22 protein-coding genes are annotated in these 26,566 nt (G+C 42.6%); 3 read left to right on the forward strand and 19 right to left on the reverse strand.

Going from position 1 to position 26,566, the window contains the following annotated elements; translation table 11 throughout:
* Positions 1-87 precede the first annotated feature (87 nt).
* The 3 genes from rnr to eno all read right to left on the reverse strand — a co-directional run bounded on the left by rnr (position 88) and on the right by eno (position 3,970).
* Positions 88-2,121, reverse strand: coding sequence for a ribonuclease R (gene rnr / locus LIR34_RS03035; RefSeq protein WP_173901932.1), 2,034 nt, complete (start codon positions 2,119-2,121; stop codon positions 88-90).
* 67 nt (positions 2,122-2,188) lie between these two features.
* Positions 2,189-2,428 carry a preprotein translocase subunit SecG gene (gene secG, locus LIR34_RS03040; RefSeq protein ID WP_161284506.1) on the reverse strand — a complete coding sequence of 80 codons (240 nt, stop codon included), beginning with the start codon at positions 2,426-2,428 and terminating at the stop codon, positions 2,189-2,191.
* A gap of 204 nt (positions 2,429-2,632) precedes the next feature.
* Entirely contained in the window at positions 2,633-3,970 is a 1,338-nt protein-coding gene (eno, locus tag LIR34_RS03045) for a phosphopyruvate hydratase (protein ID WP_173901931.1), read from the reverse strand.
* A 519-nt stretch (positions 3,971-4,489) separates the two neighbouring features.
* On the opposite strand from eno, the gene LIR34_RS03050 reads away from it, so the two are divergent.
* Positions 4,490-5,332, forward strand: coding sequence for a polysaccharide deacetylase family protein (locus LIR34_RS03050; protein ID WP_330603594.1), 843 nt, complete (start codon positions 4,490-4,492; stop codon positions 5,330-5,332).
* A gap of 14 nt (positions 5,333-5,346) precedes the next feature.
* Here LIR34_RS03050 and tagD read toward each other — a convergent pair whose 3' ends face one another.
* The 5 genes from tagD to LIR34_RS03075 form a co-directional block, all read right to left on the reverse strand.
* A complete protein-coding gene (gene tagD / locus LIR34_RS03055) occupies positions 5,347-5,754 on the reverse strand; it encodes a glycerol-3-phosphate cytidylyltransferase (protein ID WP_161284509.1) in 408 nt (135 codons plus the stop codon).
* A gap of 33 nt (positions 5,755-5,787) precedes the next feature.
* Positions 5,788-7,179, reverse strand: coding sequence for an InlB B-repeat-containing protein (locus LIR34_RS03060; RefSeq protein WP_173901930.1), 1,392 nt, complete (start codon positions 7,177-7,179; stop codon positions 5,788-5,790).
* A gap of 162 nt (positions 7,180-7,341) precedes the next feature.
* Positions 7,342-8,463: a UDP-galactopyranose mutase gene (gene glf, locus LIR34_RS03065; protein ID WP_161284511.1), complete on the reverse strand. Its 1,122-nt coding sequence runs from the start codon at positions 8,461-8,463 to the stop codon at positions 7,342-7,344.
* Between the two features lie 86 nt (positions 8,464-8,549).
* Positions 8,550-10,685: a glycosyltransferase gene (locus LIR34_RS03070; RefSeq protein ID WP_173901929.1), complete on the reverse strand. Its 2,136-nt coding sequence runs from the start codon at positions 10,683-10,685 to the stop codon at positions 8,550-8,552.
* Positions 10,686-10,776: 91 nt separating this feature from the next.
* A complete protein-coding gene (locus tag LIR34_RS03075; protein WP_173901928.1) occupies positions 10,777-11,916 on the reverse strand; it encodes a glycosyltransferase family 2 protein in 1,140 nt (379 codons plus the stop codon).
* 180 nt (positions 11,917-12,096) lie between these two features.
* Between LIR34_RS03075 and LIR34_RS03080 the strand changes: the two genes are divergently transcribed.
* Positions 12,097-13,566, forward strand: coding sequence for a glycosyltransferase family 2 protein (locus LIR34_RS03080; RefSeq protein ID WP_173901927.1), 1,470 nt, complete (start codon positions 12,097-12,099; stop codon positions 13,564-13,566).
* A gap of 54 nt (positions 13,567-13,620) precedes the next feature.
* Here the strand turns inward: LIR34_RS03080 and LIR34_RS03085 are convergent, their stop codons facing one another.
* The 7 genes from LIR34_RS03085 to LIR34_RS03115 form a co-directional block, all read right to left on the reverse strand.
* Positions 13,621-14,715: an acyltransferase family protein gene (locus tag LIR34_RS03085; protein WP_173901926.1), complete on the reverse strand. Its 1,095-nt coding sequence runs from the start codon at positions 14,713-14,715 to the stop codon at positions 13,621-13,623.
* A complete protein-coding gene (locus tag LIR34_RS03090) occupies positions 14,690-16,000 on the reverse strand; it encodes a glycosyltransferase family protein (RefSeq protein WP_173901925.1) in 1,311 nt (436 codons plus the stop codon). The genes LIR34_RS03085 and LIR34_RS03090 overlap by 26 nt, the downstream gene beginning before the upstream one ends.
* A gap of 133 nt (positions 16,001-16,133) precedes the next feature.
* On the reverse strand, positions 16,134-17,144 hold the full coding sequence (locus tag LIR34_RS03095; protein WP_005422274.1) for a GGGtGRT protein: 1,011 nt from the start codon (positions 17,142-17,144) through the stop codon (positions 16,134-16,136).
* Positions 17,145-17,177: 33 nt separating this feature from the next.
* Positions 17,178-17,870 (reverse strand): iron-sulfur cluster assembly scaffold protein, encoded by a 693-nt coding sequence (locus tag LIR34_RS03100; protein WP_005422272.1) that lies wholly within the window; start codon positions 17,868-17,870, stop codon positions 17,178-17,180.
* 122 nt (positions 17,871-17,992) lie between these two features.
* On the reverse strand, positions 17,993-19,186 hold the full coding sequence (locus LIR34_RS03105) for an ATP-grasp domain-containing protein (protein WP_173901924.1): 1,194 nt from the start codon (positions 19,184-19,186) through the stop codon (positions 17,993-17,995).
* Between the two features lie 28 nt (positions 19,187-19,214).
* On the reverse strand, positions 19,215-19,973 hold the full coding sequence (locus LIR34_RS03110) for an esterase family protein (RefSeq protein ID WP_173901923.1): 759 nt from the start codon (positions 19,971-19,973) through the stop codon (positions 19,215-19,217).
* A 4-nt stretch (positions 19,974-19,977) separates the two neighbouring features.
* Positions 19,978-20,742: an alpha/beta hydrolase gene (locus LIR34_RS03115; RefSeq protein WP_173901922.1), complete on the reverse strand. Its 765-nt coding sequence runs from the start codon at positions 20,740-20,742 to the stop codon at positions 19,978-19,980.
* Positions 20,743-21,062: 320 nt separating this feature from the next.
* On the opposite strand from LIR34_RS03115, the gene LIR34_RS03120 reads away from it, so the two are divergent.
* Positions 21,063-21,818, forward strand: a complete 756-nt coding sequence (locus tag LIR34_RS03120) for a TraX family protein (protein ID WP_161284527.1) — start codon at positions 21,063-21,065, stop codon at positions 21,816-21,818.
* A gap of 9 nt (positions 21,819-21,827) precedes the next feature.
* Here LIR34_RS03120 and LIR34_RS03125 read toward each other — a convergent pair whose 3' ends face one another.
* The 4 genes from LIR34_RS03125 to selD form a co-directional block, all read right to left on the reverse strand.
* Positions 21,828-22,496, reverse strand: coding sequence for a UDP-N-acetylglucosamine pyrophosphorylase (locus LIR34_RS03125; RefSeq protein ID WP_173901921.1), 669 nt, complete (start codon positions 22,494-22,496; stop codon positions 21,828-21,830).
* Positions 22,497-24,542, reverse strand: coding sequence for a DNA topoisomerase (locus LIR34_RS03130; RefSeq protein ID WP_173901920.1), 2,046 nt, complete (start codon positions 24,540-24,542; stop codon positions 22,497-22,499).
* A 1-nt stretch (position 24,543) separates the two neighbouring features.
* Complete coding sequence (locus tag LIR34_RS03135) at positions 24,544-25,302, reverse strand: formate/nitrite transporter family protein (protein WP_173901919.1); 759 nt, start codon at positions 25,300-25,302, stop codon at positions 24,544-24,546.
* 189 nt (positions 25,303-25,491) lie between these two features.
* Positions 25,492-26,523: a selenide, water dikinase SelD gene (gene selD, locus LIR34_RS03140; protein WP_173901918.1), complete on the reverse strand. Its 1,032-nt coding sequence runs from the start codon at positions 26,521-26,523 to the stop codon at positions 25,492-25,494.
* Between the last annotated feature and the right edge of the window lie 43 nt (positions 26,524-26,566).

Consider the following 26,566-nt stretch of genomic DNA (forward strand, 5'->3'; position numbering starts at 1 on the left):
GATGTGTTCATAATATACCTCCATAAGTATATTTAAACACATTTAACATCTTTTTGCAATATATTTAGTTACTTATATCATCCTCCTTTACTCGACAACGGTAAAATCTACCGTTCTTCTCAGAGCATCTGCATCGGCCACCCGAACTCTGACCTTCTGTCCAAGATGATAGACCTTTTTGCTTAATTCTCCGCTTAACTCATATGTCTCTTCATTATAGGAATAATAATCATCTCTAAGACTTGTCACATGAACCAGTCCCTCAACTGTATTCGGAAGCTCCACATAGAAGCCATAAGCGGTTACTCCTGAGATAATACCTTCGTATTCTTCCCCGAGATGGTAGGACATATATTCCGCTTTCTTGAGGCGGTCTGACTCCCGCTCTGCCTCCTGTGCTCTTCTCTCACATACGCTGGACTGTTCGGCAACGGTCTCAAGTATTTCCCTGTAATGCTCTGTCTTTCCCTCTCTCTGAAGTCTTCCCCTTATATTATCACGAATGATACGGTGAATCTGTAAATCCGGATATCTTCTGATCGGAGATGTAAAATGACAGTAGTATTTCGCTGCAAGACCAAAATGTCCGCTGCACTGCGTCGTATATTTTGCCTGCTTCATTGTTCGAAGAGTCAGTCTGCTGATCATGGTTTCATTCGGAAGACCATGGATGCTTTCCAGAATCTCCTGGATTTCCTTTGGGGTGATTTCTTCCCCTGCCTTCTGTACCGAAACACCCTGATTTCGAAGAAGTGTCAGAAGGCTTTCCACACGCTCAGGATCCGGTGTTTCATGCGTACGATATACAAAAGGGTAGTCACCCTGACAGTACTCCTTAGCTACTGTTTCATTGGCCATCAGCATAAAATCCTCTATAATCTCTGTCGCCACATTTGCTTCATACGGCTGCACATCGATTGCCCTGCCCGCACCATTAAGCGTGATCTTGCTCTCCGGGAAATCAAAGTCGATCGAACCTCTGTGATGTCTCCGGCTCCTGAGAAGTTCTGAAAGCTCTTTCATCAGGAAAAACATCGGTACAAATTCTTCATATTCACGCTTTGTCTCTGTATCTCCATCCTCTAAAATACAGCGAACCTGTGTGTAGCTCATCCTGCGGTCTACACGGATGATCGTTTCTAAGATTTCGTGCGAAACCACCTGTCCGCTCCTGTCAATATCCATAAGACAGCTTAAAGTCAGTCTGTCTTCTCCTTGGTTCAGAGAACAAATGCCATTGGACAGTCTCTCAGGAAGCATCGGGATCACGCGGTCTGCAAGATAGACACTGGTTCCTCTCTTAAGAGCCTCTCTGTCCAGTGCGCTTCCTCCCTGAACATAATTGCTTACATCTGCAATGTGGACTCCGAGATGATAAATATCCCCTTCTTTTGAAAGAGAAATCGCATCGTCAAGATCCTTTGCATCCTCTCCGTCAATGGTTACTGTCTGGAGATGTGTAAGATCGGTTCTGCCATCCCGGTCAGCATCGAGTACGTGATCCGGTACGCGCTGTGCCTGTGTGATCACCTTCGGTGGAAATTCAGACGGAATATTAAAGCTCTTTACGATTGCCAGGATGTCCGTTCCCGGAGCATTGATACTTCCCATATCCTCCTTGATCCTGCCCTCCGGCTTGTGCCTCTCATCACCGTAATCAATGATTTCCGCAACAACCTTATCTCCGTCACGGACTCCCTTTGAGTTCTTGGCCGCGATATAGATATCCTTTGCATATTTCTGATTATCACAGAGCACAAATCCATAATCCCGTTCTCTCTGGAAGGTACCGACGACCTCTGTCGTGCCACGCTCCAGGATTTCAATAATTTTGCCTTCATGACGCTTCCCTCCGCCGTTTTTTTCCTTCACAAGAACCCGCACCGTATCCTGGTGCATAGCAGTTCCCACCGCATTTGCCGGTATAAAGATATCATCCTCTTCATCCTCAAGCTCTACAAAGCCGAAGCCCTTCTGGTTGCCGATGAACATTCCCTCTTTAACCAGACCTTTCTTTTCAAGTTCTCTGAGATCTCTTTTCTTTAATTTAAATTTATTCTTGTCTGTCTTTTTTTGTTTGGAAAATTTCTTTTTCTTTTCCCAGATTTTCTTTCTGCCCACTTATGTGCTCCTCTATTATGAAAAAAAAGCACTCTTGTAATTTATACAAGAGTGTTTCCTTTGATTTCTAAAAATTCATATTTAAAACAGCTGCCAGTATAAAAAATAACACTGCCATGATCGTAGTTGCTCTCACAAGTCCGCCTTCCATGGAACGTCCCTTGTTTCTTCCCCAGTATGTATCTGCGGCACCGGAAATTGTTCCACCCAGACCCTGCTGCTTGCCTTCCTGCATCAGGACAACAACAGTCAGTGCAATACAATCTATAGCAAAAATAATAGTCAGTATCGTTCTTAAAATCTGCACCTCGGTTACACCTCCTAATCAACTGCAAAATATTGTACCATACTGCCCTTTGAATTTCAACCGTTTTCGAATAAGTTTCAGGGCAAAAAATCCGATTCTCTCTGCTTTTCTGTGCTCTGCAGACAGAATCGGATGTTACTGTTCACTCCGTTCACAGCAGCTCTGCCTGTGAACAGTTACAATCTGATCCCTGTAATGTCCATTTCAGCTTTCTGATTTCTCTTTTGGAAATGGATTTTCATAAACCGCAGTTTCCGCAAGCATCTCACTGATCCTGAGAAGCTGATTATATTTTGCATTCCTGTCCGACCGGCATGGTGCACCGGTTTTGATCTGTCCTGCTCCGACTGCCACCGCAAGATCCGCGATAAACGAATCTTCGGTTTCTCCGGATCGATGTGAGATGATCGTCCGATACCCCGCCTGCTGAGCCATTTTGACAGCATCGATCGCTTCGCTTAATGTTCCGATCTGATTTACCTTGATCAGAATCGCATTCGCCGCCTGAAGCCTGATTCCACAGGCAAGTCTCTTGACATTTGTCACAAAAAGGTCGTCCCCTACAAGCTGGATTCTGGAACCAAGACGCTCTGTCATTGTCTTCCATCCTTCCCAGTCATCTTCCTGAAGACCGTCCTCGATAGATATGAGCGGAAATTTCTCCAACAGTTTCTCATAATACTCTATCATTTCTTTCGCATCCCTGAGGATCTCCCTGTCTTTCATCTTGCTTTCACCCGGGAAACGGTATACTCCCAACTCTTCATCGTACAGTTCACTTGCAGCTGCATCTATAGCGATAAAAATATCCTTTCCCGGTTCATATCCGGCTTTTTCAACCGCTTCCACAATCATTCTCAGAACCTCTTCGGAGTCTTTAAGGTCCGGTGCAAAACCGCCTTCATCTCCGACTGCTGTAGAAAATCCCTTTTCTCGAAGAAGGATTTTCAGAAACTGATAGATTTCCACACACATTCGGATCCCGTCCTCAAAGCTTCCGGCACCACAGGGCATAATCATAAATTCCTGCAGATCGACGGTATTATCCGCGTGTTTTCCCCCATTCATAATATTCATCATAGGAACAGGGAGTTTTTTCGTATGACAGCCTCCCAGATATTGATACAAAGGAATCCTCAACGCCATTGCCGCCGCTCTTGCAATTGCCATGGATACTCCCAGTACAGCATTGGCTCCTGTACTTGCTTTATTTTCTGTTCCATCTGCCCGTATCAGAAGTTCATCGATTCGCACCTGATCCAGTGCATTTTCTCCTACAATCACTTCTGCAAGTCTTGTATTTACATTTTCCACTGCTTTTTGTACGCCAAGGCCAAGATAGCAGCCTTTTTCTCCATCCCGAAGTTCTATTGCTTCAAACCTTCCCGTCGATGCCCCGGAAGGCACGATCGCCCTCGCCGTATATCCCTCAATTCCAATGATTCCCTCTCCTACAGTGACCTCCACCTCTACGGTAGGAACTCCTCTGGAATCCAGAATCTGTCTTGCATGAATCCTGCGTACAGGTAAATAACGCAGCATGAGAATACCTCCTTCATTAAATGATACGGATAGTTTTCCCTCAGACTTCTGTTTCTATGCAGGAGCCATCCTGTTTTATTCCTTGTATATTTTCTGATAATTGTATTTTATTTTTATTATTTGCAGTATACAAAATATTTTATTTAAAATTTTTATTTTTTATTGTTGACATTTCAAGTTTTATCTGTTATATTAAGTACATAAAACAAAGGAACGAAAACAAAAAACAAACAGAAAGGCGTGAGACCACCGAAAACTTAAATGAATTATCCTATTTTAAGAAAGGAAGGTACAGACCACCAGAAACGTAAATCTTAATACATCATAATTTAAGAAAGTGAGGTACGGACCACCAGAAACATAATCTTATAACAATTCCAGAAGTTTTATAAAAAAACAGGAGGTACGTTCCATTGGACAATGAACAGTAAAAGAGCCACCAGATTAAATCATTCATCTGATGGCTCTATTTTTTTGCCCTTGCGCATATATTAAATCAAAAGTCCGCCGGAGATTTCCATGCTATCTTATGTTTCTCGTTTCCTTCGCCGCCTGAAAAACTCCTTTTTTCTTCGCTTTCTTCTTCTGATGGTCACTGCCTTTATTCTTGGCAGTATGCTGGGTGTTTTCACCGGGCAAATTCCCCGTTCCCAAAAAACTTCTTCTGCTGCTCAGTCCACGGGCTGGGGATTAAGCTTTCAGGAGGAGGGGAAACGTCCTGCCGGAAACGCCTCCATCGATGATCTTAAACAGTACAATGCCTACTATGCCAGTGATACAGACCAGAAAATCATTTATCTGACCTTTGATGCCGGATACGAAAACGGAAATACTCCGGCAATCCTTGATGCACTGAAGAAGCATCAGGCACCTGCTGTCTTTTTTGTAGTCGGCAATTTTATAAAAGATAATCCTGATCTGATCAGACGTATCCTGGCAGACGATCACATCATAGGGAATCACACTATGACACATCCCGATCTGCCACAGATTTCCTCAATGGACGCTTTCCAAAAAGAACTTCAGGATGTGGAAGAATTATATACCTCGCTGACCGGGGAGGCTATGACAAAATTTTACCGTCCTCCACGCGGTATCTACAACACAGAAAACCTCTCGATGGCAAAAGAACTGGGATACTCCACCTTTTTCTGGAGTCTTGCCTATGTCGACTGGATCCAGGATCAGCAGCCCTCCAGAGAAGAAGCTTTTCAGAAACTGCTGACACGCATTCATCCCGGAGCAATTGTCCTCCTTCACAACACTTCTTCCACCAATGCCGAAATTCTGGATGAACTTCTTACCAAATGGGAAGAAATGGGTTATGAGTTTCATTCTTTAAAAGAACTGACCGGGGTATGATCCCCGGCCAGTCATTATTTCTGTTTTTCGATTGTATGAAGATCCTCTTTGATCTGAGAGCTGGAAATCTCAGGCGTACGCGGCAGATAAACAACCTCACAGCCTTCTTCCTTAAGAAAATCAAACTTTCCTTCCCAGTCATCTCCCATGACAAACGTATCTACATGATATTCTTTTACATCGGAACGCTTCTGCTCCCAGTTTTCTTCCGGAATCACAAGATCCACATATCGAATTGCCTCCAGAAGCTGTTTTCGTTTTTCGTAGGAAAAATAACATTTCTTCTGCTTTTCGTTCCAGTTGAACTCGTCTGTAGAAAGACCAACGATCAGATAATCTCCAAGCTGTCTGGCACGACGCAGAAGATTAATATGTCCATAATGAAGCAGATCAAAAGTTCCGTATGTGATTACTCGTCTCATGTTATAAGATTCCTCTCTGATTTCAATGATAGATCAGGAATTTAATTTCCTGATACAATAGTCATAAATACGAAGAGTTGTTTCCGTCGAATAATGAAGTCCGTCATTCACGCCTGTATTAAAGCGGTTGCTGATCCATCCATATTTCTGCAGATTTGTACAGGTATTAATGTAAGTGAAAGAACGTTTGCTGCCATTACACAACTTCTGATAGATTGTCTTATTAAAAGAAGCAATCTGTGCTTCTGTCCGCACATATCCTGCATTTGCTCTGATCACAGCACTGTTTACCGGATTCACTGACAGATAATACATCTCACAGTTATAGTTCTTCTTCAGATTAGTTGCCACGGCTTTCATGTAGCTCACATATCCGTTAATATTCTGCAGATCATTGACTCCAAGATTTATGATTACTGCTTTCCTGGTATTTCTGGACTGTCTGGCCAGTTTACGTACCAGTTCTCTGTATCCTGTTTCTTTGAACCAGGTGAGTCCCTGACCGGTTTCGCATACAAAATCTACATTTGAAGGAGCAGAATTTCCCAGAGCCCTCTCCATAAAAACAGTTCTTGAGTCGCCTACAAAATAAACCATCTCATGTTTCGTTGGTTTTCTGATAGAGGACGGTGCCCGATCCTGTTTCACGGAAAATATAACCATATAATAATTTCCTGTTTTGGTAGGAATCTTATCTCCTGCCTTATATTCAGGATCTGTTGTCTTTCCTTTCGTACGTGACCAGCCCAGACACATATTCGCACTGTTAAGGTTCACTGCCGGGAAAGTTGCATTTCCGGAACTGGTATCCATAACCTTCCACATCGTTCCATCATATTTACGCAGATTAACCCCGGAGATTTTCTTTCCGACAATATAAAATTTCATATTGCCGGTTACACGTATGTTATCTCCCTCTTTTATGACTTTCTTTCCATTCACGGATGTACTCCAGCCGAGGAATTTATATCCGACTGCATTTGGATACAAAGGTGCTGACAGTATCTGCCCCTTATATGCCTGTTCCCGAAGACTGACATACTCCTTGTTTCCATTCATGGTATAATACCGTACTGTATAAAGCTTATAATAACGCAGACAGAACTTTGTGTTTTTGGTGATCTTAACGCGTCTTCCAACAGAATACTTCAATTCTTTGTTTCCGTTTTTCTCCACCCACACGCATTTATAACCAGAACGTGTTACCTTAGGAAGTTCTATATAACTTCCCTTGTCTACGGTTTTGGCCCATTTACGGAACGTATCATTGGAAACTACACCATTGGAATTTGCAAAGACAACCTTGCATTTCTTCGTGTTGGCAGCCTCGACTGACATCGGTCTGCTGCCTGCCAGAAACAAAATTCCGAACAACAACGTTAAAAAAACAATTCCTTTCCACCTGTTCATCGTGGCTTTTCTCATAAAAAAACTCCTTACTTATGTTTCATCCATAAAAAATCATAGTCTTCCTTTATTTACGAGTTTTACTATAACAGCTTTCCGGAATGGTTGCAATATAATTTTCATTAGAATTTCATATTTTTGTCACATTTTATTACTGTTCACTCCATTGCCGCAATCTGATCAGAGTTCATTCTCACACATCGCAAGTGCAGAGGCAATCACCGCATCCATATCATAATATTTGTATTCGCCCAGACGACCGCCAAAGATTACCTTCTCTTCCTTCGCAGCAAGACCTCTGTATTTCTCATACAATGTTCCGTTTTTCTCGTCATTTACCGGATAATACGGTTCATCTCCCGGTTTCCATTCAGAACTGTACTCCCGGCTGATCACTGTTTTCGGAATATCCTGTCCCTCATCATCCTTGCCGAATTCAAACCATTTATGTTCAATGATCCTGGTCCACGGAGTTTCTGCATCCGTGTAATTGACTGCTGCATTTCCCTGGAAATTCGGTGTATCAAGAAGTTCTGTCTCAAATCGTACAGAACGGTATTCCAGATATCCCATCTGATAGTCAAAGTATGCATCGATCGGTCCTGTGTAAACCACCTTATCGGCAAGTGCATCCCACTCATCCTTTTTCTCAAGATAGTCTTCCTCCAGACGGACTTCAATGCCCTCCAGCATATTCGCAACCATCTTCGTATATCCACCCATCGGAATTCCCTGATACAATGCGTTAAAATAATTGTTATCAAAGGTCAGACGCACCGGCAGTCTCTTGATGATAAAGGCCGGAAGCTCCTGACAGCTTCTTCCCCACTGCTTCTCTGTATATCCTTTGATCAGTTTTTCGAAGATATCTCTTCCCACAAGGGAAACAGCCTGTTCCTCGAGGTTCTTTGGCTCTGTGATACCTGCTTCACGCTTCTGCTCTTCAATCTTGGCAGCTGCCTCCTGTGGTGTCACCACACCCCACATTTTATTAAAGGTATACATATTAAACGGAAGGGAATACAGTTCTCCATGATAATTCGCTACCGGGCTGTTTGTAAAACGATTAAACTCCGCAAACTGTGTGATATAATCCCATACTTTTTTGTTGTTGGTATGAAAGATATGTGCACCATATTTATGCACATGAATCTTCTCCATGTCTTCTGTATATACATTTCCGGCAATGTTTGGACGCTTGTCGATAACAAGTACTGATCTGCCCGCTTTTTTCGCTTCATGTGCAAATACAGCACCATAAAGGCCTGCTCCTACTACCAGATAATCGTAATGTTTGTTCATGAAACCAATCCTCCTGTGAAATTTATAATGCAGACACCTTTTGCATCTGCATATTACATCTGCCATCTCCCGAATACAGGAAATAATTATTTCTTATTCTTCTTTAATCTGATCTTAACCTGTCTTGGAAGATACATGATCGCCTTTCCTACCTTCCAGGTTGTTGAACTTTCCAGTTCTTCTACACGCTTTTTCATTTTAACATTTGTATTTGAACAATATGTCATATAGAAAACTTCCGGGTCTGCGAGGAGCAAGTCCAGTTTTTCTCTGTCTGCCTTCGCAAAAATATCTCTGTCGAGTTCACCGATTTTCTCAGCCTCTGTCAGTTCATCACAGATATCCTGCACGTACTGTTTTTTGAAACGAACATTGATTCTGTTTAATGTGAAGATATAGTTCTGGAATTTCTTTAATGTATAATGGTATTTGAATCTGTCCCACAATTCAGGATCTTTGCTCAGAATTCCCTTAATATATTTGTATTCCTCATTCATACAATATACCTTTTCCGGACTGTTTACGGAGGAATTCGGGTTGTCTCTTCGATTCATATAATACGGCTTGTCCAGGATCATAGCTCTTGAAGCAAAGCAGAATGTCTGGATCCAGAAGCCATTATCCTGGAAAGAAGCTCCTGGTGTCTCATGATGACGGATATTGTATTTTCGCAGGAAATCATTTTTGTAGATACCACTCCATGTATTCATGACATAACGAAGAGCTTCCGGTGTATTGCTTGGATTAAATACAACATTATAATCCTCTTTTGTTCCTGTCAAATGATTGTACACAAGTTCCATATTTCCATTTGGAGCTGTCTTGAAACGGAAGAAGTCTGCCTTTACAAAATCAAGCTCATATTCTTTTGCTTTAAGATACAGATCTTCATACATATCAAGCGGAACATAATCATCCGGCTCGACAATACCTACATATTCACCGGTTGCACGTTCCAGACCAATGTTCATTCCAATCCCATAACCTTCATTTTTCTTGTCAACAACAATGATACGCGGATCATTGTCTGCATATCTGCTGAGAATCTCCATGGAACTGTCTGTTGAACCATCGTTGATGCAGATGATCTCAATATCTTCCAGAGTCTGTCTTACTATGCTTTCCATGCATTCTTCAAGGTAATCTTCCACATTGTATATAGGCACGATAATAGAAACTTTAGGATTTTCTGTTTTTACAAGGAATTTCTTCTGTAAATATTTTCTCTTTTCCGGTTTGGAACCATTCTTAATCTCAAATTCTTCAAAACTGTTCATACAAATCTCCTGATATTTTTTATATATTTTTTCATCGTAAAAATAACTTTTTTCTTTACCTTTAATTCCAAGCTTCTCAAAACCAGTTTCTTTCAGTTCATTATATAATAATTCTCTGGCCTCTGGATCTTTGATGGAAGCCAGATTATATACACATCCGGATGCAGCCTTGTTCACAAAACTTCGTTCTACCTCCGCATACATTCCATGCTCTTCAAGGAACTGACGCACTGCATAAAACGCCTTAAGGAAATCCAGTGGAAATCTGTAATTTGTAGACTGACAGTTGTTTTTGATTCCTATACGATAATATACCAGTTTTTTCTCAAGAAGCGTAATTCTCTCTGCCAGCATCATACAGGACGCAACAAAGAACAGATCATTTGTTCTGAAAATTTCCTGGAATTTGATTCCATTCCGTTTTACCAGATCATGACTGATAAGTTTGTTCCATGCCCAGTTCTGAAAGGAATCAAGAATATGCTCCGGCATATCTTTGTAAGAAAAAACCTCCTTGCGGGGAGCATTTTCTTTCCGGAAAGATCCCTTGTCAAAATATGTCTCATGCGTTGTATCATTATAACGCATAATCTGATATATGCAGATTTCTGCCCTTGTTTCCTGACACCTTCTGTAACTCTCCTCGAGAAGTCCTGACGCAAAGAAATCATCCGAATCAAGAAATGAAAGATACTCTCCGGTTGCGATTGCCAGTCCCTTATTTCTTGCTGCGCCTGCCCCCATATTGTGCTGTGTAAGCACCTTGACTCTGCTATCCGCTTTCTCATATTCATGCAGGATTTCCAGCGATCCATCTGTCGACCCGTCGTCTACACAGATAAGTTCCAGATCTCGAAGTGTCTGATTCAGAATGCTGTCTATACATTCCCGAAGATATTTCTCTACATTGTATACCGGAATGATCACCGATACTTTTACTGCCATTTTCCTTCCTCCAAACATTCATTTTTTACAATCTCTGTTCTCAGTCTCACCATAATATCACATTATATTTATTTCGAGAACAAAAGCATTCTTATCGTCCGAATTTTCTCATCGCTTTATGTGCCAGTGAGGATAGTCTTTCTTTCGGATTTTTACTTTTATTTTCTTTTTCAGCGTTTTTGGCTCTGGTTACCCAGTATGATTTTTCCTGTTTTAGTTTCTGAACCTCCAGAAACAGATATTCTCCTGCTGTACATTGCATCATATTCCGATAGATTTCGTATTTTTTGCTGTTATAGGAGTAGCACTCTTCTTCTTTGAAATCTGTCAGATCAAACTCCTCAAAAAATTCCTGCTTCATCCGTTCATACACATTACAGAAGGCTTCCCCTGATTTCAGGGAGCACAGATTATAGATTCCGACACCAAACGCAAGGTTCCGAAAGCTGCTTCGCAGTTCTTCGTAAATCTGCAGTTCTTCGAATTTAAGCTTCAATGCCTTTAATGCCTCATACCAGTCCCAGGGACTTTTGACATTATTTGCCTGAAGACTGCTCCCCGACTGCCGATAATTTACAAACACCTCCTGCACGACTGTAATCTTTTCTGCAAGTGCCAATGCCATAAAGATAAAATAAACATCATTGCTTCTATGCAGCGGCATAAACTGAAGCTGATATTCATCGATCAGACTCTTCCTGATCAGTTTATTCCACGGACATCCTGTGGTGATATTCAAAATATAAGGAAAACTTCTGCCCTTAAACGGAATACTTTCCGGAAGATAATCTTTCTGGATAATGTAATCAATCTCTTTATATACCTTTGTTCTCTCATTATAAAGTCTGGCATCAAAGAGACAAATATCTGCCTGATCTTCTTCAGCCTTTTCAAAGGTCTTCTTCAGCATATCTCTCTCAAAAAAATCATCTCCGTCAAGGAACAGACAATATTTCCCCTCTGCCCGCTTAATTCCCTCGTTGCGCATAACTCCCGCCAGGCCACAATGCGGCATCTCTATCAGTCTGATCCTCGGATCTGTCTTCATATGTTCCCGGATTCTGTCGACTGTGTGATCCAGCGAACCATCATCTACACAGATTACTTCAAAATTGTCAAAGCTCTGTGCCTGAAGACTGTCCAGACACTGATCAATATATTTTTCGACATTATAAACAGGAATAATAACGGAAATATCTCGTTTATTATCCCTTTCCTCCTCGTCCTTCATAGATCTCTCCTTGCTTTTTCTATATATAGGTGTATATAGTATAACATAGACTGTATACATTTTACAATTTATTTATGAATCTCTGAACAATATTAAATATCTTTTATGTTTTTATAATTTTCCGGTTCATTTCAACATTTTATGATATGATACAGATATCTTAAACGAGGAGATCGTATTATGAACCATAAATCTGAAACATATTCTTTTAAATTTTCTGTCATCACCGCTGTATATAATGTGGCTTCCTATCTGTCTGAAGCCATCGAAAGCATCCTCTGCCAGGATATTGGTTTTAAGGATTCTGTTGAATTAATTCTTGTTGATGATGGATCCACTGATTCTTCCGGTAAAATCTGCGATCACTATCAGGCTTTATACCCGGATAATATCAAAGTACTGCACAAGCCAAACGGAGGGGCCGCCTCTGCCAGAAACGCCGGAATTGCCCTTGCATCCGGAAGGTACCTGAATTTTCTGGATGGAGATGATAAACTTTCTCCCGGCACCCTGTCTGCAGTATATCACTTTTTTTCCACAGTCGATGATCAGATCAGCCTTGTATCTGTTCCTATCCAATTTTTTGAAAAAAAAGAAACTGCTCATCGGCTGAATTACAAATACAAAGACGGCAAAAACCAGATCATAAATCTGAATACCCAGTATTCTTATGTACAGATGTCTATTGCCTCTTCTTTTATAAAACGCGAAGTACTTAATGAACATTCCTTCGACACTTCACTTCGCTATGCAGAAGATGCGAAGGTAATCATGCAGCTTCTTCTGGAACACCCATACTATGGAATCGTTCCTTCCGGCTGCTATTATTATCGTTTCCGAAACACACAGAATTCTGCCCTGAACGGAACAAAACTGCACAAAGAATGGTATCTGGACTGCCTGAAAGGCTATCTTCTGTGGGCTCTTCAGACTGCCAGACAGAAATATGGTTCGATTCCGCTTTTTGTACAATATAATGTCATGTATGATCTTCAGAGTCGTTTTGGTGTGCCTGAAATACCTGCATCCATCCTGTCACCAGATGAACATGAAGAATTCCGAACGCTTCTGAGAGAAATTCTCCGATCCATTGATGATAAGATCATTCTACAGCAGAGAAATCTTTCCCGCGAACAAAAAGATTATATTATATCTCTCAAACACGGCAAAGGCAGCCTGAAACACTGTAGCAACGATATTTTTTTCCAGTATGACTGTTTAAAGCTTTATCCTGCCTCCTCCTACCTTCTGAAATTATTTCATGCTGAAATTTCAGACAACAAGTTAAAACTTACAGGTGCTGTAAAATTCAACAGAAGATTTCCAGATCCTTCTGCACTTTATGTCCGGCTGCACGGTTTACTGAAGACTCATACTTTTCCCTGTGACTGGTCTGCAGATACATCTTCTGATTTTATCTTTGACGGGACTCTTCTGTCTCAGTTCCTGAACTTCGAAGTCAGAATTCCTCTGCGGCTGCTCCGCAGACAAACTCGCTTACAGTTCTGTATGACATGTGATGAGCATTCCGTAATATTTAAAAATCTCCGCGACGAGCCAGGATTCCCGGATATATTGTCCTCCTCCAAAAACTCCTACCAATTTTGTGTTGACTCCGATTCATTATTTTTAAAGAGGCAACAAATATAAATTTAAAAAGTCCTGCAATCTGCCAAGATTAATTCTGGAGATTGCAGGATTTTTTCAAAAATAATCCTGTAATGTTTTTTTCAGAAATCTGGCGGAGGGCTGCTCCACCAGATAGTAAGTCAGAATTCCCAATGCTGCTGTCAAAAAAACAGACGTTGCAATCGCTGCCACAGGATAATCACGGAGAAACTCTGTATTTTTCCAGAGTGTTCTCTTAAGAATCGCAAATGCGACTTCCTGCATGACATAAATAGAATATGCATATTTTCCCGGAAAGCCAACAAATTTATAATCTGTCAGTCTGGAAACGATGCCTTTTCTTGTCAGAAGGCAGGCCAGAAATATCGGAAAAAGGATTACCACAATAAACTGATTCTCGTACGCCTTCCTGCTGTAAAAGAAATCAACCAGCAGCATGGATAATGTCAGGATTTCAAGAGCAGAAATAATCCAGAATCCTCTGTTATCCGGCCTTTCCCTCGATGATTTCTGTTGTTTCCATTTCTCTGTAATATCCGTCCATTCTATTGCAAACATATACCCCAGACCGATTCCTGCCACAGCACGCGCCATTCCGAGATTGATAATACTGTGGAACATTGTCCTTCCAAATCCACCATCCATGGCATTGATATTGATCTCATATCCAAAATAGATCAGCATACAGATCAGAAGTTTCATCTTTGAAGAATTATGAAAACATTTGTATAATACAAAATAAAATATCTCTACAACAAAAAATGCCGACACATACCAGTTCAGACCCTGCCAGTCAGTTGCAAGTCCACTGGACTGAAGAAACAAAAGGTCTACAAAAGATGCATAAATGGATTTTCCAAAAAATACTGCCGAAATAATAATGGAACATGCCAGTGCAGGCCATAAGCGGATCACTCTTCTTATAACAAAACTCTGCGTTGTCATATCCGGATGTTTCCGTATCGTATGATAAAGGAAATAACCCGATATGATAAAGAAACATTCCACAATATATTTCGCATACTTCGACTGCTCTGCAAGCCTCAGATACAAATCACATCCACCTGTATAATCCATCATAAATGAATGAAGCAGATGAAAATACACGATACATATGGCAAAAGCAAAACGAAGAAATTCTATGTTATAATACTTCTGTTTTCTTTCCATATTTCTCTGCAATCTCTATCAGTTCCTCTGCCCGTCGTTCAAAGGAATATTCTTTTTTTATCATTTCAAATTGTTCAAGTGCCTTTTCTTTTAAAGAGGGATATTCTTTTTCTGCTTTCTGAACGCAGGCATCAAATTCTTCTTTGGTTTCATAATAAAGAACCGCGTCCGGAAATATCTCTTTCATTTCAGGACAACCATCCGAAATAACAGGCAGTCCACATGCCAGTGCATCAAATACCCGATTATTAATAATCTGATATTCCAGCATGTCTTTCCAGTGATCATTTAGAGTTACTTTTGCGGCCCTGTATAATTCCGGAAGCTTTTCATTTTCTTTGAAATCTCCCTCTATTATTTCGGTATGGTCCGGAATCATTTCCTTCCATCCACCGCCCCACACATGTAACGGCATTCCATCTTCTACAGCCCAGAGAACACAATCTCTCATCACACCTCTTGTACTTCCTATAAAGATATACTGATCGCTGTGAAGTTCATCCTTCTTGCCTTCCGGGCAGAACAATTCCGTATCTGTACACTGAAGCAACGGAACTACCGGAACTTTTATTTTATTCTTCAATTTTTCTGCAAAATATCTGGAACCTGCACATACTACATCGTACAGTTCATATTCTGCTTTGGATACTTGATCCGGATGGCTGATATTCCACATAATATACAGGCATTTTTTGTTTCTTCTGTCTGGACGGTAAAAATATTTTCCACGTAAAACAAGAACTACATCTGCACCCTCATCACAGCCCCAGTCCTGTCTGGTATCCAGAATCACATATCTGCCTTTTCGCTCCAGATATTTCTGTAATGCCAGTGCATAATAATAATCTCCCCAATGGTATTTCAGTATTCCCTCTGTCGCAGGACATTTTATCACCCAAACCTGACGTCCCTCTGCAAGCCGTTCAACTTCTGATGCCATTTTCTGCCAGTTATCTCTTCGGTCAAATTCTCTTTCCATTCCCTTACGAAATCGCCCAATCTGATCCTGAATCTCCAGCGTCTTTTTTTGCTGAAGCTCATGACTGGCTTCCTGCTGTTCAAAATAATCTTCCATTTCTCTGAGGATTCTCTTTTCCATCTCTTTCAGCTGTTTCGTATACGATTCTGACAGAGAACTCCTGAGTTCATCCTCCAATGCGATGTTCTGTTCTTTTATTTCACTGAAAATGTTCTCTTTTTGATCTTCGAATTTTTTATCTATATAGGTTCTTCCTGCCGGAACTATTTTCCGTAAGGATTTTTTAACTTTTTTTAGTAATACCATAGTTATCTCTTTCTTCCTGCATGATATACAAGGCTGGTGCAACGAATATAAATCAAGTGAAAAAGTGAAAAGTACCGCAGTCCCTGGAACTACGGTACTTTCTTGTTATATTATCTCTCTGTTAAAAGTATGTTTAGAACTTACCTGCGTCAGCAGCTTCCTGTACGGCAACTGCTACTGCTACTGTCATACCAACCATCGGGTTGTTACCAGCGCCGATGAGACCCATCATTTCTACATGAGCCGGTACGGAAGAAGATCCTGCGAACTGAGCGTCAGAATGCATACGTCCAAGTGTATCGGTCATACCGTAGGAAGCAGGACCTGCTGCCATGTTGTCCGGGTGAAGTGTACGTCCTGTACCACCGCCGGATGCAACGGAGAAGTATTTCTTTCCTTTTTCGTTACATTCTTTCTTGTAGGTACCTGCAACCGGATGCTGGAAACGTGTCGGGTTAGTGGAGTTACCTGTGATAGAAACGTCAACGCCTTCTTTCCACATGATAGCAACACCTTCCGGAACGCTGTTTGCACCGTAGCAGTTAACCTTTGCACGAAGTCCTTCAGAGTAGGATTTGCGGAATACTTCCTTAACTTCGTTCTTGTATGGATCATACTCAGTCTCTACATATGTAAATCCGTTGATACGGGAGATGATCTGAGCTGCATCTTTTCCAAGACCGTTCAGGATAACACGGAGAGGTTTTTTACGAACTTTGTTTGCTTTCTCAGCGATACCGATAGCACCCTCAGCTGCTGCGAAGGACTCATGTCCAGCCAGGAAGCAGAAGCAGTCTGTTTCTTCTTCCAGAAGCATTTTACCAAGGTTACCATGTCCAAGACCTACTTTACGTGTATCAGCAACGGATCCAGGAATACAGAATGCCTGAAGACCTTCACCGATAGCTGCTGCTGCGTCAGCTGCTCTTCTGCAGTCTTTTTTGATTGCGATAGCTGCACCTACGATGTATGCCCAGCAAGCGTTCTCGAAGCAGATCGGCTGAATGCCTTTGATCTGATCGTATACGTTAAGGCCTGCATCTTTAGTGATTTTCTCTGCTTCTTCGATAGAAGCGATTCCATAGCTGTTTAAAACTGAATTGATCTTGTCAATTCGTCTCTCATATGATTCAAATAAAGCCATTTACTTATCCTCCTGAAATTATAATCGGTATAATTATTCTTTACGTGGGTCGATGATCTTAACAGCATCTGCAACACGGCCGTACTGACCTTTTGCTTTTTCCCATGCAGTATTCGGGTCATCACCTTTTTTGATGAAATCAGTCATTTTGCCAAGGCTTACGAACTGATAACCGATAATTTCATTATCTTCGTCAAGAGCGATACCTGTAACATAGCCTTCTGCCATTTCCAGATAACGAGGACCTTTTTTGAGTGTTCCGTACATAGTACCAACCTGAGAACGAAGTCCTTTACCAAGATCCTCAAGTCCTGCACCTACTGCAAGTCCGTCTTCAGAGAAAGCAGACTGAGAACGTCCGTATACGATCTGAAGGAACAGTTCTCTCATAGCAGTATTGATAGCATCGCATACAAGGTCAGTATTCAGTGCTTCCATAACAGTCAGTCCTGGAAGGATCTCAGATGCCATAGCTGCAGAATGAGTCATACCAGAACATCCGATTGTCTCAACCAGTGCTTCCTGGATGATACCCTCCTTTACGTTCAGGGACAGCTTACAAGCACCCTGCTGCGGAGCACACCAGCCTACACCATGTGTGAAACCGGAAATGTCCTTCACTTCCTTAGCCTGAACCCATTTTGCTTCTTCCGGGATTGGAGCGGCGCCGTGATGGACACCCTGTGCAACTGGGCACATTTCTTCTACTTCGCGTGAATAAATCATGTTAAAACTCCTTTCAAGTATAGATTTACTATAATGTTGTTAAAAGATAGACTAACAACCTGACAGTATTTTCTCATAAAACCTCTTGTTAGTCCAGTAAAACTTAAGTAATTTTGTCATTATTACTCAGATTTTAGGATATCTTGAAAAAAATTCTCCATTTCATGCCTGGTTGGAAATACTGCAATGTAAATCTGATTACCCATCGCATCTGCCAGAACCTCCGGCAGACGATCTTCCATGCGGATATTCTGGCGATATTTTTCCATAACAGCTTCATGGCTTAGGACAAACCTCTTGCCGTCTCTTCGTCCGGCAAATGCACAGTACTGTCTTTCACCCGGATGCATTTCTGTCTTATCAAATGCGATCATATCTGCCCATATCTTATAAACATCCGTTGTGCAGGCAAAATCCATCATATCCGGAGAAAATCCGCCGCTTGGCCGCATATTTACCTCAAGACCGACAAGCTCTCCCTTCCTTCCAAGTCCTTCCTGATCCTTCTGAAGACGGAAAAACTCAAAGTGAACGAAACGGCTTCGGACATTGAAACTTTTTGCCGTGGCACGACCGGCCTGACGCGTATCTCCGGCAAGCTCCTTCACAATATAAAAAATCGCATTGTCTTCGTTGTTTACAATGTCCATGATCGAAACCGGGGATACGTTTCCCGTCTCAAAGATCGGATTTCCATGAGAGTCAATGATCGCATCATAAGAATTCACTTCTGCAAAGACAAACTCTTCCATAATATAGGAAACATCTGCTTCTTTGGTCTGCATGAACTCCTCCAGCTGTTCCTGATTTTCAAGGCGATAAGTGTGACTTGCTCCGACACCATTATCCGGCTTTACAACAACGGGATATCCCACTTCTTCAATAAACTTCCTGCATCCCTCCATCGTATCGACCAGATGATATCTCGCGGTAGGAATTCCCACCCGCGCATAATACTCTTTCATCCTGGATTTATATTTGATCCTCGGAATATCATCCTCCTGGAATCCGCTTGTGATGTGGAATGCTGTACGAAGCCTTGCATCTCTTTCAAGCCAGTATTCATTATTGGACTCCAGCCAGTCAATCCTGCCGTGTTTAAAAATCAGAAATGCAACTGCGCGGTATACTTCTTCTTCATTCTCCAGACTGCTCACCTTATAATATTCGTCCAGACTGTCCTTCAGGCCCTGACTCAGTTCTTCATACGGCTGATCCCCGATTCCCAGAACGTTCAGCCCGTTTTTCTTAAGTTCCCGGCAGAACATCCAGTAATTTTCAGGAAAGTTAGGGGAAATAAACAGAAAATTTTTCATAATATCACTCTTTTCTTCTCGTCTTATCTCAATCGTTCTTGAGCAGGTATGGGACAAAATATTCCACCTGCTTATACCACCAGTACCAGTCATGGGCACAGTCATAACCCCAGAAATCCACCCACGCATGGATGTTCTTCTCCTCCAGGATATGAGACAGCTGTCTTGTGGAATCCGGAAGTTCCCACGGTCCCTGTCCAACACAGATCACGGCTTTCTTAAGATTATAAAGCGTGATCCTCGGATCATCTTTTGACATATCACCAAGAAAATCCACCAGAGAATTCCGATGAACAACCTCATCTGTATAGGAGCCAAAACCATAACCTGCAGAATAAAGTCCGCTCAATGCCAGCAGCCGGTCAAACAGATCCGGTCTTCGAAAGTACAGATTTGCCGCATGCGTCGCACCGAGACTGCAGCCAAACACCATAATTCCCGGATATCCACTCCAACCGTTCCTCTCATTGACCATCTCGCGCATAAACGGAACCATCTCATCCGTGATATACTGAAGCCACTGTTCGTAACGCCGGATCCTCCAGTATGGATCGCCATTTGTATCTGACCAGGTTTCCTGGTCGATCGTGTCAATAGAAAATACCATCACCTCACCGGATTCCAGCCAGGGACTCCAGGTGTCTGTCATATGGAAATTTTCAAAGTCAAAAAATCTTCCGTCCTGGCACGGGATAAAAAGCACCGGTCTGCCTTTGTGTCCATAGATCTTGCACTCCATATCCCGCTCAAGAGCCGGACTGTATTCTTTTTTGTATTGTACTTCCATCTCTTTATTCCTCGTACAAAAGTGTATTCATAAAAAACGGGATCTGTCTTTCCCAGCTTGCCTCGCAGTGTGTGCCGCCCGGAACGATTCTGACTTCCAGAAGAGCTCTTTTCTGAAAAAATGCCGCCGCGATCCGCTCAAAATCTCTGTAGACCTTTGGGCGCTGTTCCAATTCTACAGAACCGTAATCCATGTAGATCACTGTATTCTGGCGGATCTTGGTCCTGCGGATCAGCTGCTCCAGTTTATCAGCACTTGTCCATACAGACGGAGACAGTGCCGCAGCCCTTCCAAAAATAGCGTTATACTGGGTCACTGCATACAGACTCATCAGGCCTCCCATGGAACTGCCCGCGATAAAAGTATGCTTCCTGTCACTGATCGTCCGGAAATCTCTGTCAATCTTTGGTTTCAGAGTGTGAACCATCCAGTCCATCGTGATCGTGCCTTTCGCTGTGATGCTTCCACATCTTGCGTCATGGAAGCTGAATGGGGCATATTCCTTAAGCCGTCCATTGTCCGGGCTGTGGTTACACTCGACTGCCACAATGATCATCTGCGTGTTTGTGTAGTCCATGTATTCCTTCATTCCCCAGCATTTCCCATAGGTCGCATCAGAATCAAAGAAAACGTTGTGTCCGTCAAACATATACAAGACCGGATAATATCTTTCTTTATCCCAGTCATAGGAATCCGGAAGATAAATATAAAGATTCCTCTCTTCCTCCCCTGTCAGCTCCGGAATCTGAATTTTCCATCTGTTTACCATAAACATCCCTCCCAGCCTGCGCCATTTGCTTTATTACTTTAATATAACGTTACTGTTCACTCCGTTCGCAGTAACTTGGTCAAAATGCATTCCAAATCACCTTCGGTGATGGCATTTTGCCTCGTATGTCTCGGGATTTTATCATATACATGGCAAAACACCTCGCGGAATATTACCTGTGAACAGTTACAATATAACATAGCCTATTTTCCCAGACAAGATTGGTAAAATAGTATGTTTTATGCTAAAATAAGGATATTGTTCATTCATGCAAAAATATGAGCATACAAAACACGAAAATTTTATCGAAGGAGATTTTTATGACTACCTGCACACAGCCGACATTACCTCCGAGTATTTTTCCGACAAGATTTCAGATCTTAAGCGGCAGTGCCCTTAAGCTTCTTGCCTGCATTCTGATGCTGATCGATCATACCGGAGTTCTGATCCTTGCCAACTATAAGCCCGCGCTTCGGGTTCTTTTTACCATCGGTTCCACTGAGATCACCTGGTACCGTATTGTCCGGGACATTGGCAGATCTGCCTTTCCAATCTTCTGCTTTCTTTTGATGGAAGGATTCCTGCACACACATGATCGCCGGAAATACGGACAGAACCTGCTTCTCTTTGCATTGATCTCAGAAATCCCATGGAATTTCATGTTCAGCAATACCTGGCATTACCCGGATACACAGAATGTATTTTTTACCTTATTTCTGGGTTATCTTGGACTCTGTGCGCTGGAGGCTCTGTGGGAGAAGCCACTGCTGCAGTTGTTATGTATTGCCGGACTCTTCGGTTTCTCTTTTGTTTTACACGCAGATTACAGCTGGCATGGCTTTCTTCTGATCCTGATCATGTATCTGCTCCGTACCCAGAAGTTCCAGCAGGCACTTGTCAGCACTCTGTGGATGAATTATGAGTGGAAAATGTGTTTTTCCTTTATTTCCATTAATATGTACAATGGAAAACGCGGCTTTATCCAAGGAAAAGCCGCGAAATACTTTTTTTATCTGTTTTATCCGGTGCACATCATCCTTCTGGTGATCCTCCGGCAGATCCTGTTCTACCGTTAAACGTCACGATCAGTTCTTTTTGACGATCTCTGCTGCATTTTTGTAAATACTGTCTGCAGGAATGCAGCCTCTTACCGGTGAAAGAGGATAAATATTGCAATTTCTTCCGATCACAGTTCCCGGGTTCAGAACAGAACCGCAGCCAACCTCTACGTGATCTCCAAGCATTGCGCCAAATTTCTTAACCCCGGTCTCAATCTTTTCTTCACCATCCTTGACTACAACCAGCTTCTTGTCGGATTTCACATTGGAACAGATGGATCCGGCTCCCATGTGGGACTTATAACCAAGGACAGAATCTCCTACATAGTTATAATGCGGAACCTGTACTTTGTTGAACAGTACTGCATTTTTAAGCTCTGTAGAATTTCCTACAACAGCACCCTCACCTACGATGGCATTTCCGCGAATAAATGCACAATGGCGCACTTCTGCGTCCTTTCCTATGATCGCCGGTCCATTGATACATGCTGTCGGTGCAACCTTTGCACCCTTTGCGATCCAGATATTACCATCCTTACAGTCATATTCCTGTGGATCCAGAGTCTTGCCAAGCTTCAGAATAAAATCTCCAATCTCCGGAAGCACTTCCCACGGATAGGTTTTTCCTTCGAATAATTCCCCTGCGATCGTCTCATTTAAATCCAGCAGATTTGAAATTGTAAAATCTTTTAACATTCAGGTATTTCCTCCTCGTTTTGACGTTGTCTGTTTCTTCTGATAATTAACCGCCGCCGCATCAAAAAACTGCCGCAACGCATACTGATAATTGCTCTGCTCTACCTGGTCAGTACGGATCCGGACAAAATGTTCCAGCTTATCCATATATTCCTGCGGCGTGATACTTCCCTCTGCGACATAGTTCAGTCCCTTTTCCCAACTTGCAGTCAGCTCCGGATTCAGAAGCTGCCGGATCGAACAGTTCACCACATCAAAGATCATTTCTCCCAGAAGCGTCGGCGTGATCACCTGTGTCTTCTTATTAAGCGAAAGGTATTTGATAGAAAAAAGCTTCTTCAATATCTCTGCTCTGGTCGCACTGGTTCCGATCCCGCTTCCTTTGATCTGTGCACGCAGTTCTTCATCTTCGATGAGCTGTCCTGCATTCTCCATTGCAAGGATCATGGAACCTGAATTATAACGTTTCGGCGGTGAAGTTTCGCCTTCCTTGATCTCCAGCGAATCTACATCCAGTATATCACCCTTTTTGAGCTTATGCAATGCAGCCAGAAGCTGTGCATCACAGGAAACATCCTCACTGTCACTTTTTTCTGTATCCTGTGTTCCACCTGTATTTCGGCGGACAAAAGAATTCACCGCATATTTAAGATATCCTTCTTCCTGAAGTACCTTAAAGCTTGAAAAAAACTTCTCCTTCTGCATCTCCGTCACCAGACTGACCTTCTGATAGACTGCCGGAGGACAGAAAATGCACAGAAAACGGCGCACGATCGTCTCATAAACTCTCTGCGACGTAAGTGAAAGCCTGCCAAGCACATTCAGTCCCTGACCGGTCGGAATGATCGCATAATGATCTGTGATCTGCTTATCATTGACATACCGTGTCTTTGCAATGCTTTTGTAGCTTCCCATCTGCAGAATTTCTTCTGCGGCATTTCCAATTGCGGAATAACTGCGAAGACCTGCGATATTTTTGTAAATTTCTTTCGATACTGCCGTGGAAAGCACTCTGGCATCCGTCCTTGGATATGTGACCAGCTTCTTCTCATATAATTCCTGGACGATCTTCAAAGTCTCATCCGGGCTGATCTTGAACAGCTTAGAGCATACGTTCTGAAGCTCCGCCAGGTTAAAAAGAAGCGGTGGATTTTTGTTTTCTCTCTTACGCTCGATCTTCTCGACACAGCACTTAAGCGGCTGCTCCTTATTTAAGAAATCGATCAGTTCCTGTGCGTGTTTTCTTTCTTTGAAGCCGTTTTCCTTATACAGATAAGGAGACTTAAAATACCGGCTTCCTTCCATTGCCCGCCATTCACCATCAAACTTCTCACCCTCCAGAGCAATTCCGGAGATCACGCGATAAAACGGTGTCTTGACAAAGCAGCGGATCTCCCGCTCCCTGCGCACGACCATCCCAAGAACACAGGTCATGACCCTTCCTACTGCGATCGCCTGATATTTCGTATTCAGATAATTGGAGACACTGTTTCCATAGCGCAGTGTAAGCACCCTGGAAAAATTGATTCCCATAAGATAATCCTCCTTGGCCCGGAGATAAGCAGAGTTCGCCAGATTGTCATAAGCTGACAGTTCCCTCGCCTCACGGATTCCCCTTAAGATCTCTTCTTCTGTCTGGGAATCGATCCAGACACGTCTCTGATCCTTATCCTTCACACCAGCCATCTGTGCTACCAGACGATAGATATATTCTCCCTCACGTCCGGAGTCGGTACACACATAAATAGTCTCTACATCCGGGCGGTTCAGAAGCCTTTTCACAATGTCAAACTGTTTCTGAACCCCCGGGATCACCTCGTACTTAAATTCACGCGGCAAAAAAGGCAGGGTATCAAAACTCCACCTTTTGTACTTGATGTCATATTTTTCGGGATAACTCATCGTGACCAGATGTCCTACACACCAGGTCACGATAGAATCTTCTGATTCCAGGTATCCGTCTTTTCTCTGTCCGTTAATTTTTAATGCTTTTGCAAATTCCTGAGCGACGCTCGGTTTCTCTGCAATATATAAAGCCTTACTCATATTATTGATCTGCACTCATCTTTCTAAGCGGCCATGCAAGAAGAACTGCACCGCCAACCATATTTCCCAGTGTGACGATCACCATACTCTTGAACATTGCACCAATGGAAAGTCCCGGTACCAGGAAACCCGCTGTCACAAAAATACCCATATTTGCAACACAGTGCTCAAATCCACTGACAACAAAACCTGCAATACACATAACGATCATCAAAAACTTTGCAGTCTCACTCTTTAACTTGATTCCACAAAGTACCCCAAGACATACAAAGAAGTTACACAAAACAGCACGGAAAAACATCTGGCCTGCCGGGATTGCAAGCTTGTTTCCGATAAATCCGGCAAAATAATCTCCGGTTCCTGAAGCTCCTGCCCATACAAAGATAAGCGACAGGATCAGACATCCCACAAAGTTTCCTATGTAGCTTACAGCCCACACCTTACCGGCATCTCCCCAGCTTACCTTCTTGTCATAAGCTCCAAACGCCATAACCAGGTTGTTTCCGGTAAAGAGTTCTCCTCCGACCATTGAGATCAGAAGAACGGCAATTGAGAACACAATTGCTCCAAGAAACTTACCCCACGCCGGCTCCTCTGCTCCGGCAAAAACATTGCCAACCACATTGGAAAAGATCATTGCCACCACAATGAAGAATCCTGCCATGACCGCTCTCATAAAATACTTCAGAAAATTATTCTGAAGCAGAGTGATCTTTGCATTTGCCGCATTTGATACTTTCTGTACATCCTCGTGATTCATAAAAAATACCTCCCTTTCCCAGGATATATTGTATTTATGGTTTAATCACCAAATCGTTGTGATAATTCAATATATCCTCCGCATATTGTGTGAATTTATTATAGCATTTTCCACAAAGATTCTCAACACAATTTCAAAAAAGTTCGATATTTAATTAACAAACTTGTTGCTATTACCGATAACTTACCGTTATCGAATCTGCAATGCGTACTCCTGTCTGTCAATAACCTCTCCGATCATTGCACAGGGCAGATTAAGCTCTTTTAGTTCGGCGAGAAGCTTCTCCGCTTCTTCTGCCGGGACTGCTGCCAGAAGTCCTCCGGATGTCTGCGGATCAAACACAAGATCCTCTCTCCAAAGCTGCGCGCTGCTCTGATATCCTGATTTATCTGCAAATTCCCGGTTACGATATGCTCCGCCGGGGATCAGTCCCATGGATGCATACTCCTCCACATCCGGAAGTACCGGCAGGGCTTCGGTATTAATGACCAGTGTCTTCTGACTGCCATCTGCCATCTCTGTGCCATGACCGCCAAGACCAAACCCTGTCACATCGGTGCATGCATGAACTGTGTACTTTCTCAAAATATCACATGCATATTTATTCAGCGTCTTCATGGAACGAAGAGCTGCTTCCCTTGCTCTCTCCGATACAAGATCGGCCTTGATCGCAGTATTGACGATTCCTGTTCCAAGTGGCTTGGTCAGGATCAGTCTGTCTCCTGTCTGTGCTCCATAGTTCTTCCAGAATTTCTCCGGATCTACAAACCCAGTGACGCTCAGTCCATACTTCGGTGTGTCGTCCTGGATCGTATGACCGCCTGCAAGGACTGCGCCTGCCTCCAGTACTTTGTCAGCACCTCCCTTAAGAATCTCACCCAGGATCTCTGTATCCATTTCTTTCGGAAAAGCCACAATATTCAATGCTGTCTTCGGTTCTCCACCCATGGCATACACATCACTTAATGCATTAGCTGCTGCAATCTGTCCGAAATCGTAGGGATCATCTGCCACCGGTGTAAAGAAATCAAGAGTCTGGATCATTGCCAGATCATCTGAGATCTTATAGACAGCCGCATCATCTGAGGTTTCTGTTCCAACCAGAAGATGTTCATTGTGAAATTTCGGCAGTTTGCAGAGCACTCCCGCCAGTGTGCCGGGGCCGACTTTGGCAGCACAGCCACAGTTTGGTGCAAGCTTTGTCAGATATATCTTTTCCATTTTATCTGATACCCCCTTCTTTAGATAACGGGATCATCCCTTC

The organism is Blautia sp. MSK17_66 (genome assembly GCF_020538025.1).
Taxonomy (GTDB): domain Bacteria; phylum Bacillota; class Clostridia; order Lachnospirales; family Lachnospiraceae; genus Blautia_A.

What these genes read in the sequence shown, in the direction of transcription:
- LIR34_RS03100 (WP_005422272.1), bottom strand. Translation starts at nt 17,870, where the DNA reads ATGATTTATTCACGCGAAGTAGAAGAAATGTGCCCAGTTGCACAGGGT.
- LIR34_RS03130 (WP_173901920.1), bottom strand. Translation starts at nt 24,542, where the DNA reads ATGAGTAAGGCTTTATATATTGCAGAGAAACCGAGCGTCGCTCAGGAA.
- glf (WP_161284511.1), bottom strand. Translation starts at nt 8,463, where the DNA reads ATGAACAAACATTACGATTATCTGGTAGTAGGAGCAGGCCTTTATGGT.
- LIR34_RS03080 (WP_173901927.1), top strand. Translation starts at nt 12,097, where the DNA reads ATGAACCATAAATCTGAAACATATTCTTTTAAATTTTCTGTCATCACC.
- LIR34_RS03070 (WP_173901929.1), bottom strand. Translation starts at nt 10,685, where the DNA reads ATGGCAGTAAAAGTATCGGTGATCATTCCGGTATACAATGTAGAGAAA.
- LIR34_RS03060 (WP_173901930.1), bottom strand. Translation starts at nt 7,179, where the DNA reads ATGAGAAAAGCCACGATGAACAGGTGGAAAGGAATTGTTTTTTTAACG.
- LIR34_RS03135 (WP_173901919.1), bottom strand. Translation starts at nt 25,302, where the DNA reads ATGAATCACGAGGATGTACAGAAAGTATCAAATGCGGCAAATGCAAAG.
- LIR34_RS03110 (WP_173901923.1), bottom strand. Translation starts at nt 19,973, where the DNA reads ATGGAAGTACAATACAAAAAAGAATACAGTCCGGCTCTTGAGCGGGAT.
- selD (WP_173901918.1), bottom strand. Translation starts at nt 26,523, where the DNA reads ATGGAAAAGATATATCTGACAAAGCTTGCACCAAACTGTGGCTGTGCT.
- LIR34_RS03120 (WP_161284527.1), top strand. Translation starts at nt 21,063, where the DNA reads ATGACTACCTGCACACAGCCGACATTACCTCCGAGTATTTTTCCGACA.
- LIR34_RS03085 (WP_173901926.1), bottom strand. Translation starts at nt 14,715, where the DNA reads ATGGAAAGAAAACAGAAGTATTATAACATAGAATTTCTTCGTTTTGCT.
- LIR34_RS03125 (WP_173901921.1), bottom strand. Translation starts at nt 22,496, where the DNA reads ATGTTAAAAGATTTTACAATTTCAAATCTGCTGGATTTAAATGAGACG.
- LIR34_RS03050 (WP_330603594.1), top strand. Translation starts at nt 4,490, where the DNA reads ATGCTATCTTATGTTTCTCGTTTCCTTCGCCGCCTGAAAAACTCCTTT.
- tagD (WP_161284509.1), bottom strand. Translation starts at nt 5,754, where the DNA reads ATGAGACGAGTAATCACATACGGAACTTTTGATCTGCTTCATTATGGA.
- LIR34_RS03090 (WP_173901925.1), bottom strand. Translation starts at nt 16,000, where the DNA reads ATGGTATTACTAAAAAAAGTTAAAAAATCCTTACGGAAAATAGTTCCG.
- LIR34_RS03105 (WP_173901924.1), bottom strand. Translation starts at nt 19,186, where the DNA reads ATGAAAAATTTTCTGTTTATTTCCCCTAACTTTCCTGAAAATTACTGG.
- LIR34_RS03095 (WP_005422274.1), bottom strand. Translation starts at nt 17,144, where the DNA reads ATGGCTTTATTTGAATCATATGAGAGACGAATTGACAAGATCAATTCA.
- eno (WP_173901931.1), bottom strand. Translation starts at nt 3,970, where the DNA reads ATGCTGCGTTATTTACCTGTACGCAGGATTCATGCAAGACAGATTCTG.
- LIR34_RS03115 (WP_173901922.1), bottom strand. Translation starts at nt 20,742, where the DNA reads ATGGTAAACAGATGGAAAATTCAGATTCCGGAGCTGACAGGGGAGGAA.
- LIR34_RS03075 (WP_173901928.1), bottom strand. Translation starts at nt 11,916, where the DNA reads ATGAAGGACGAGGAGGAAAGGGATAATAAACGAGATATTTCCGTTATT.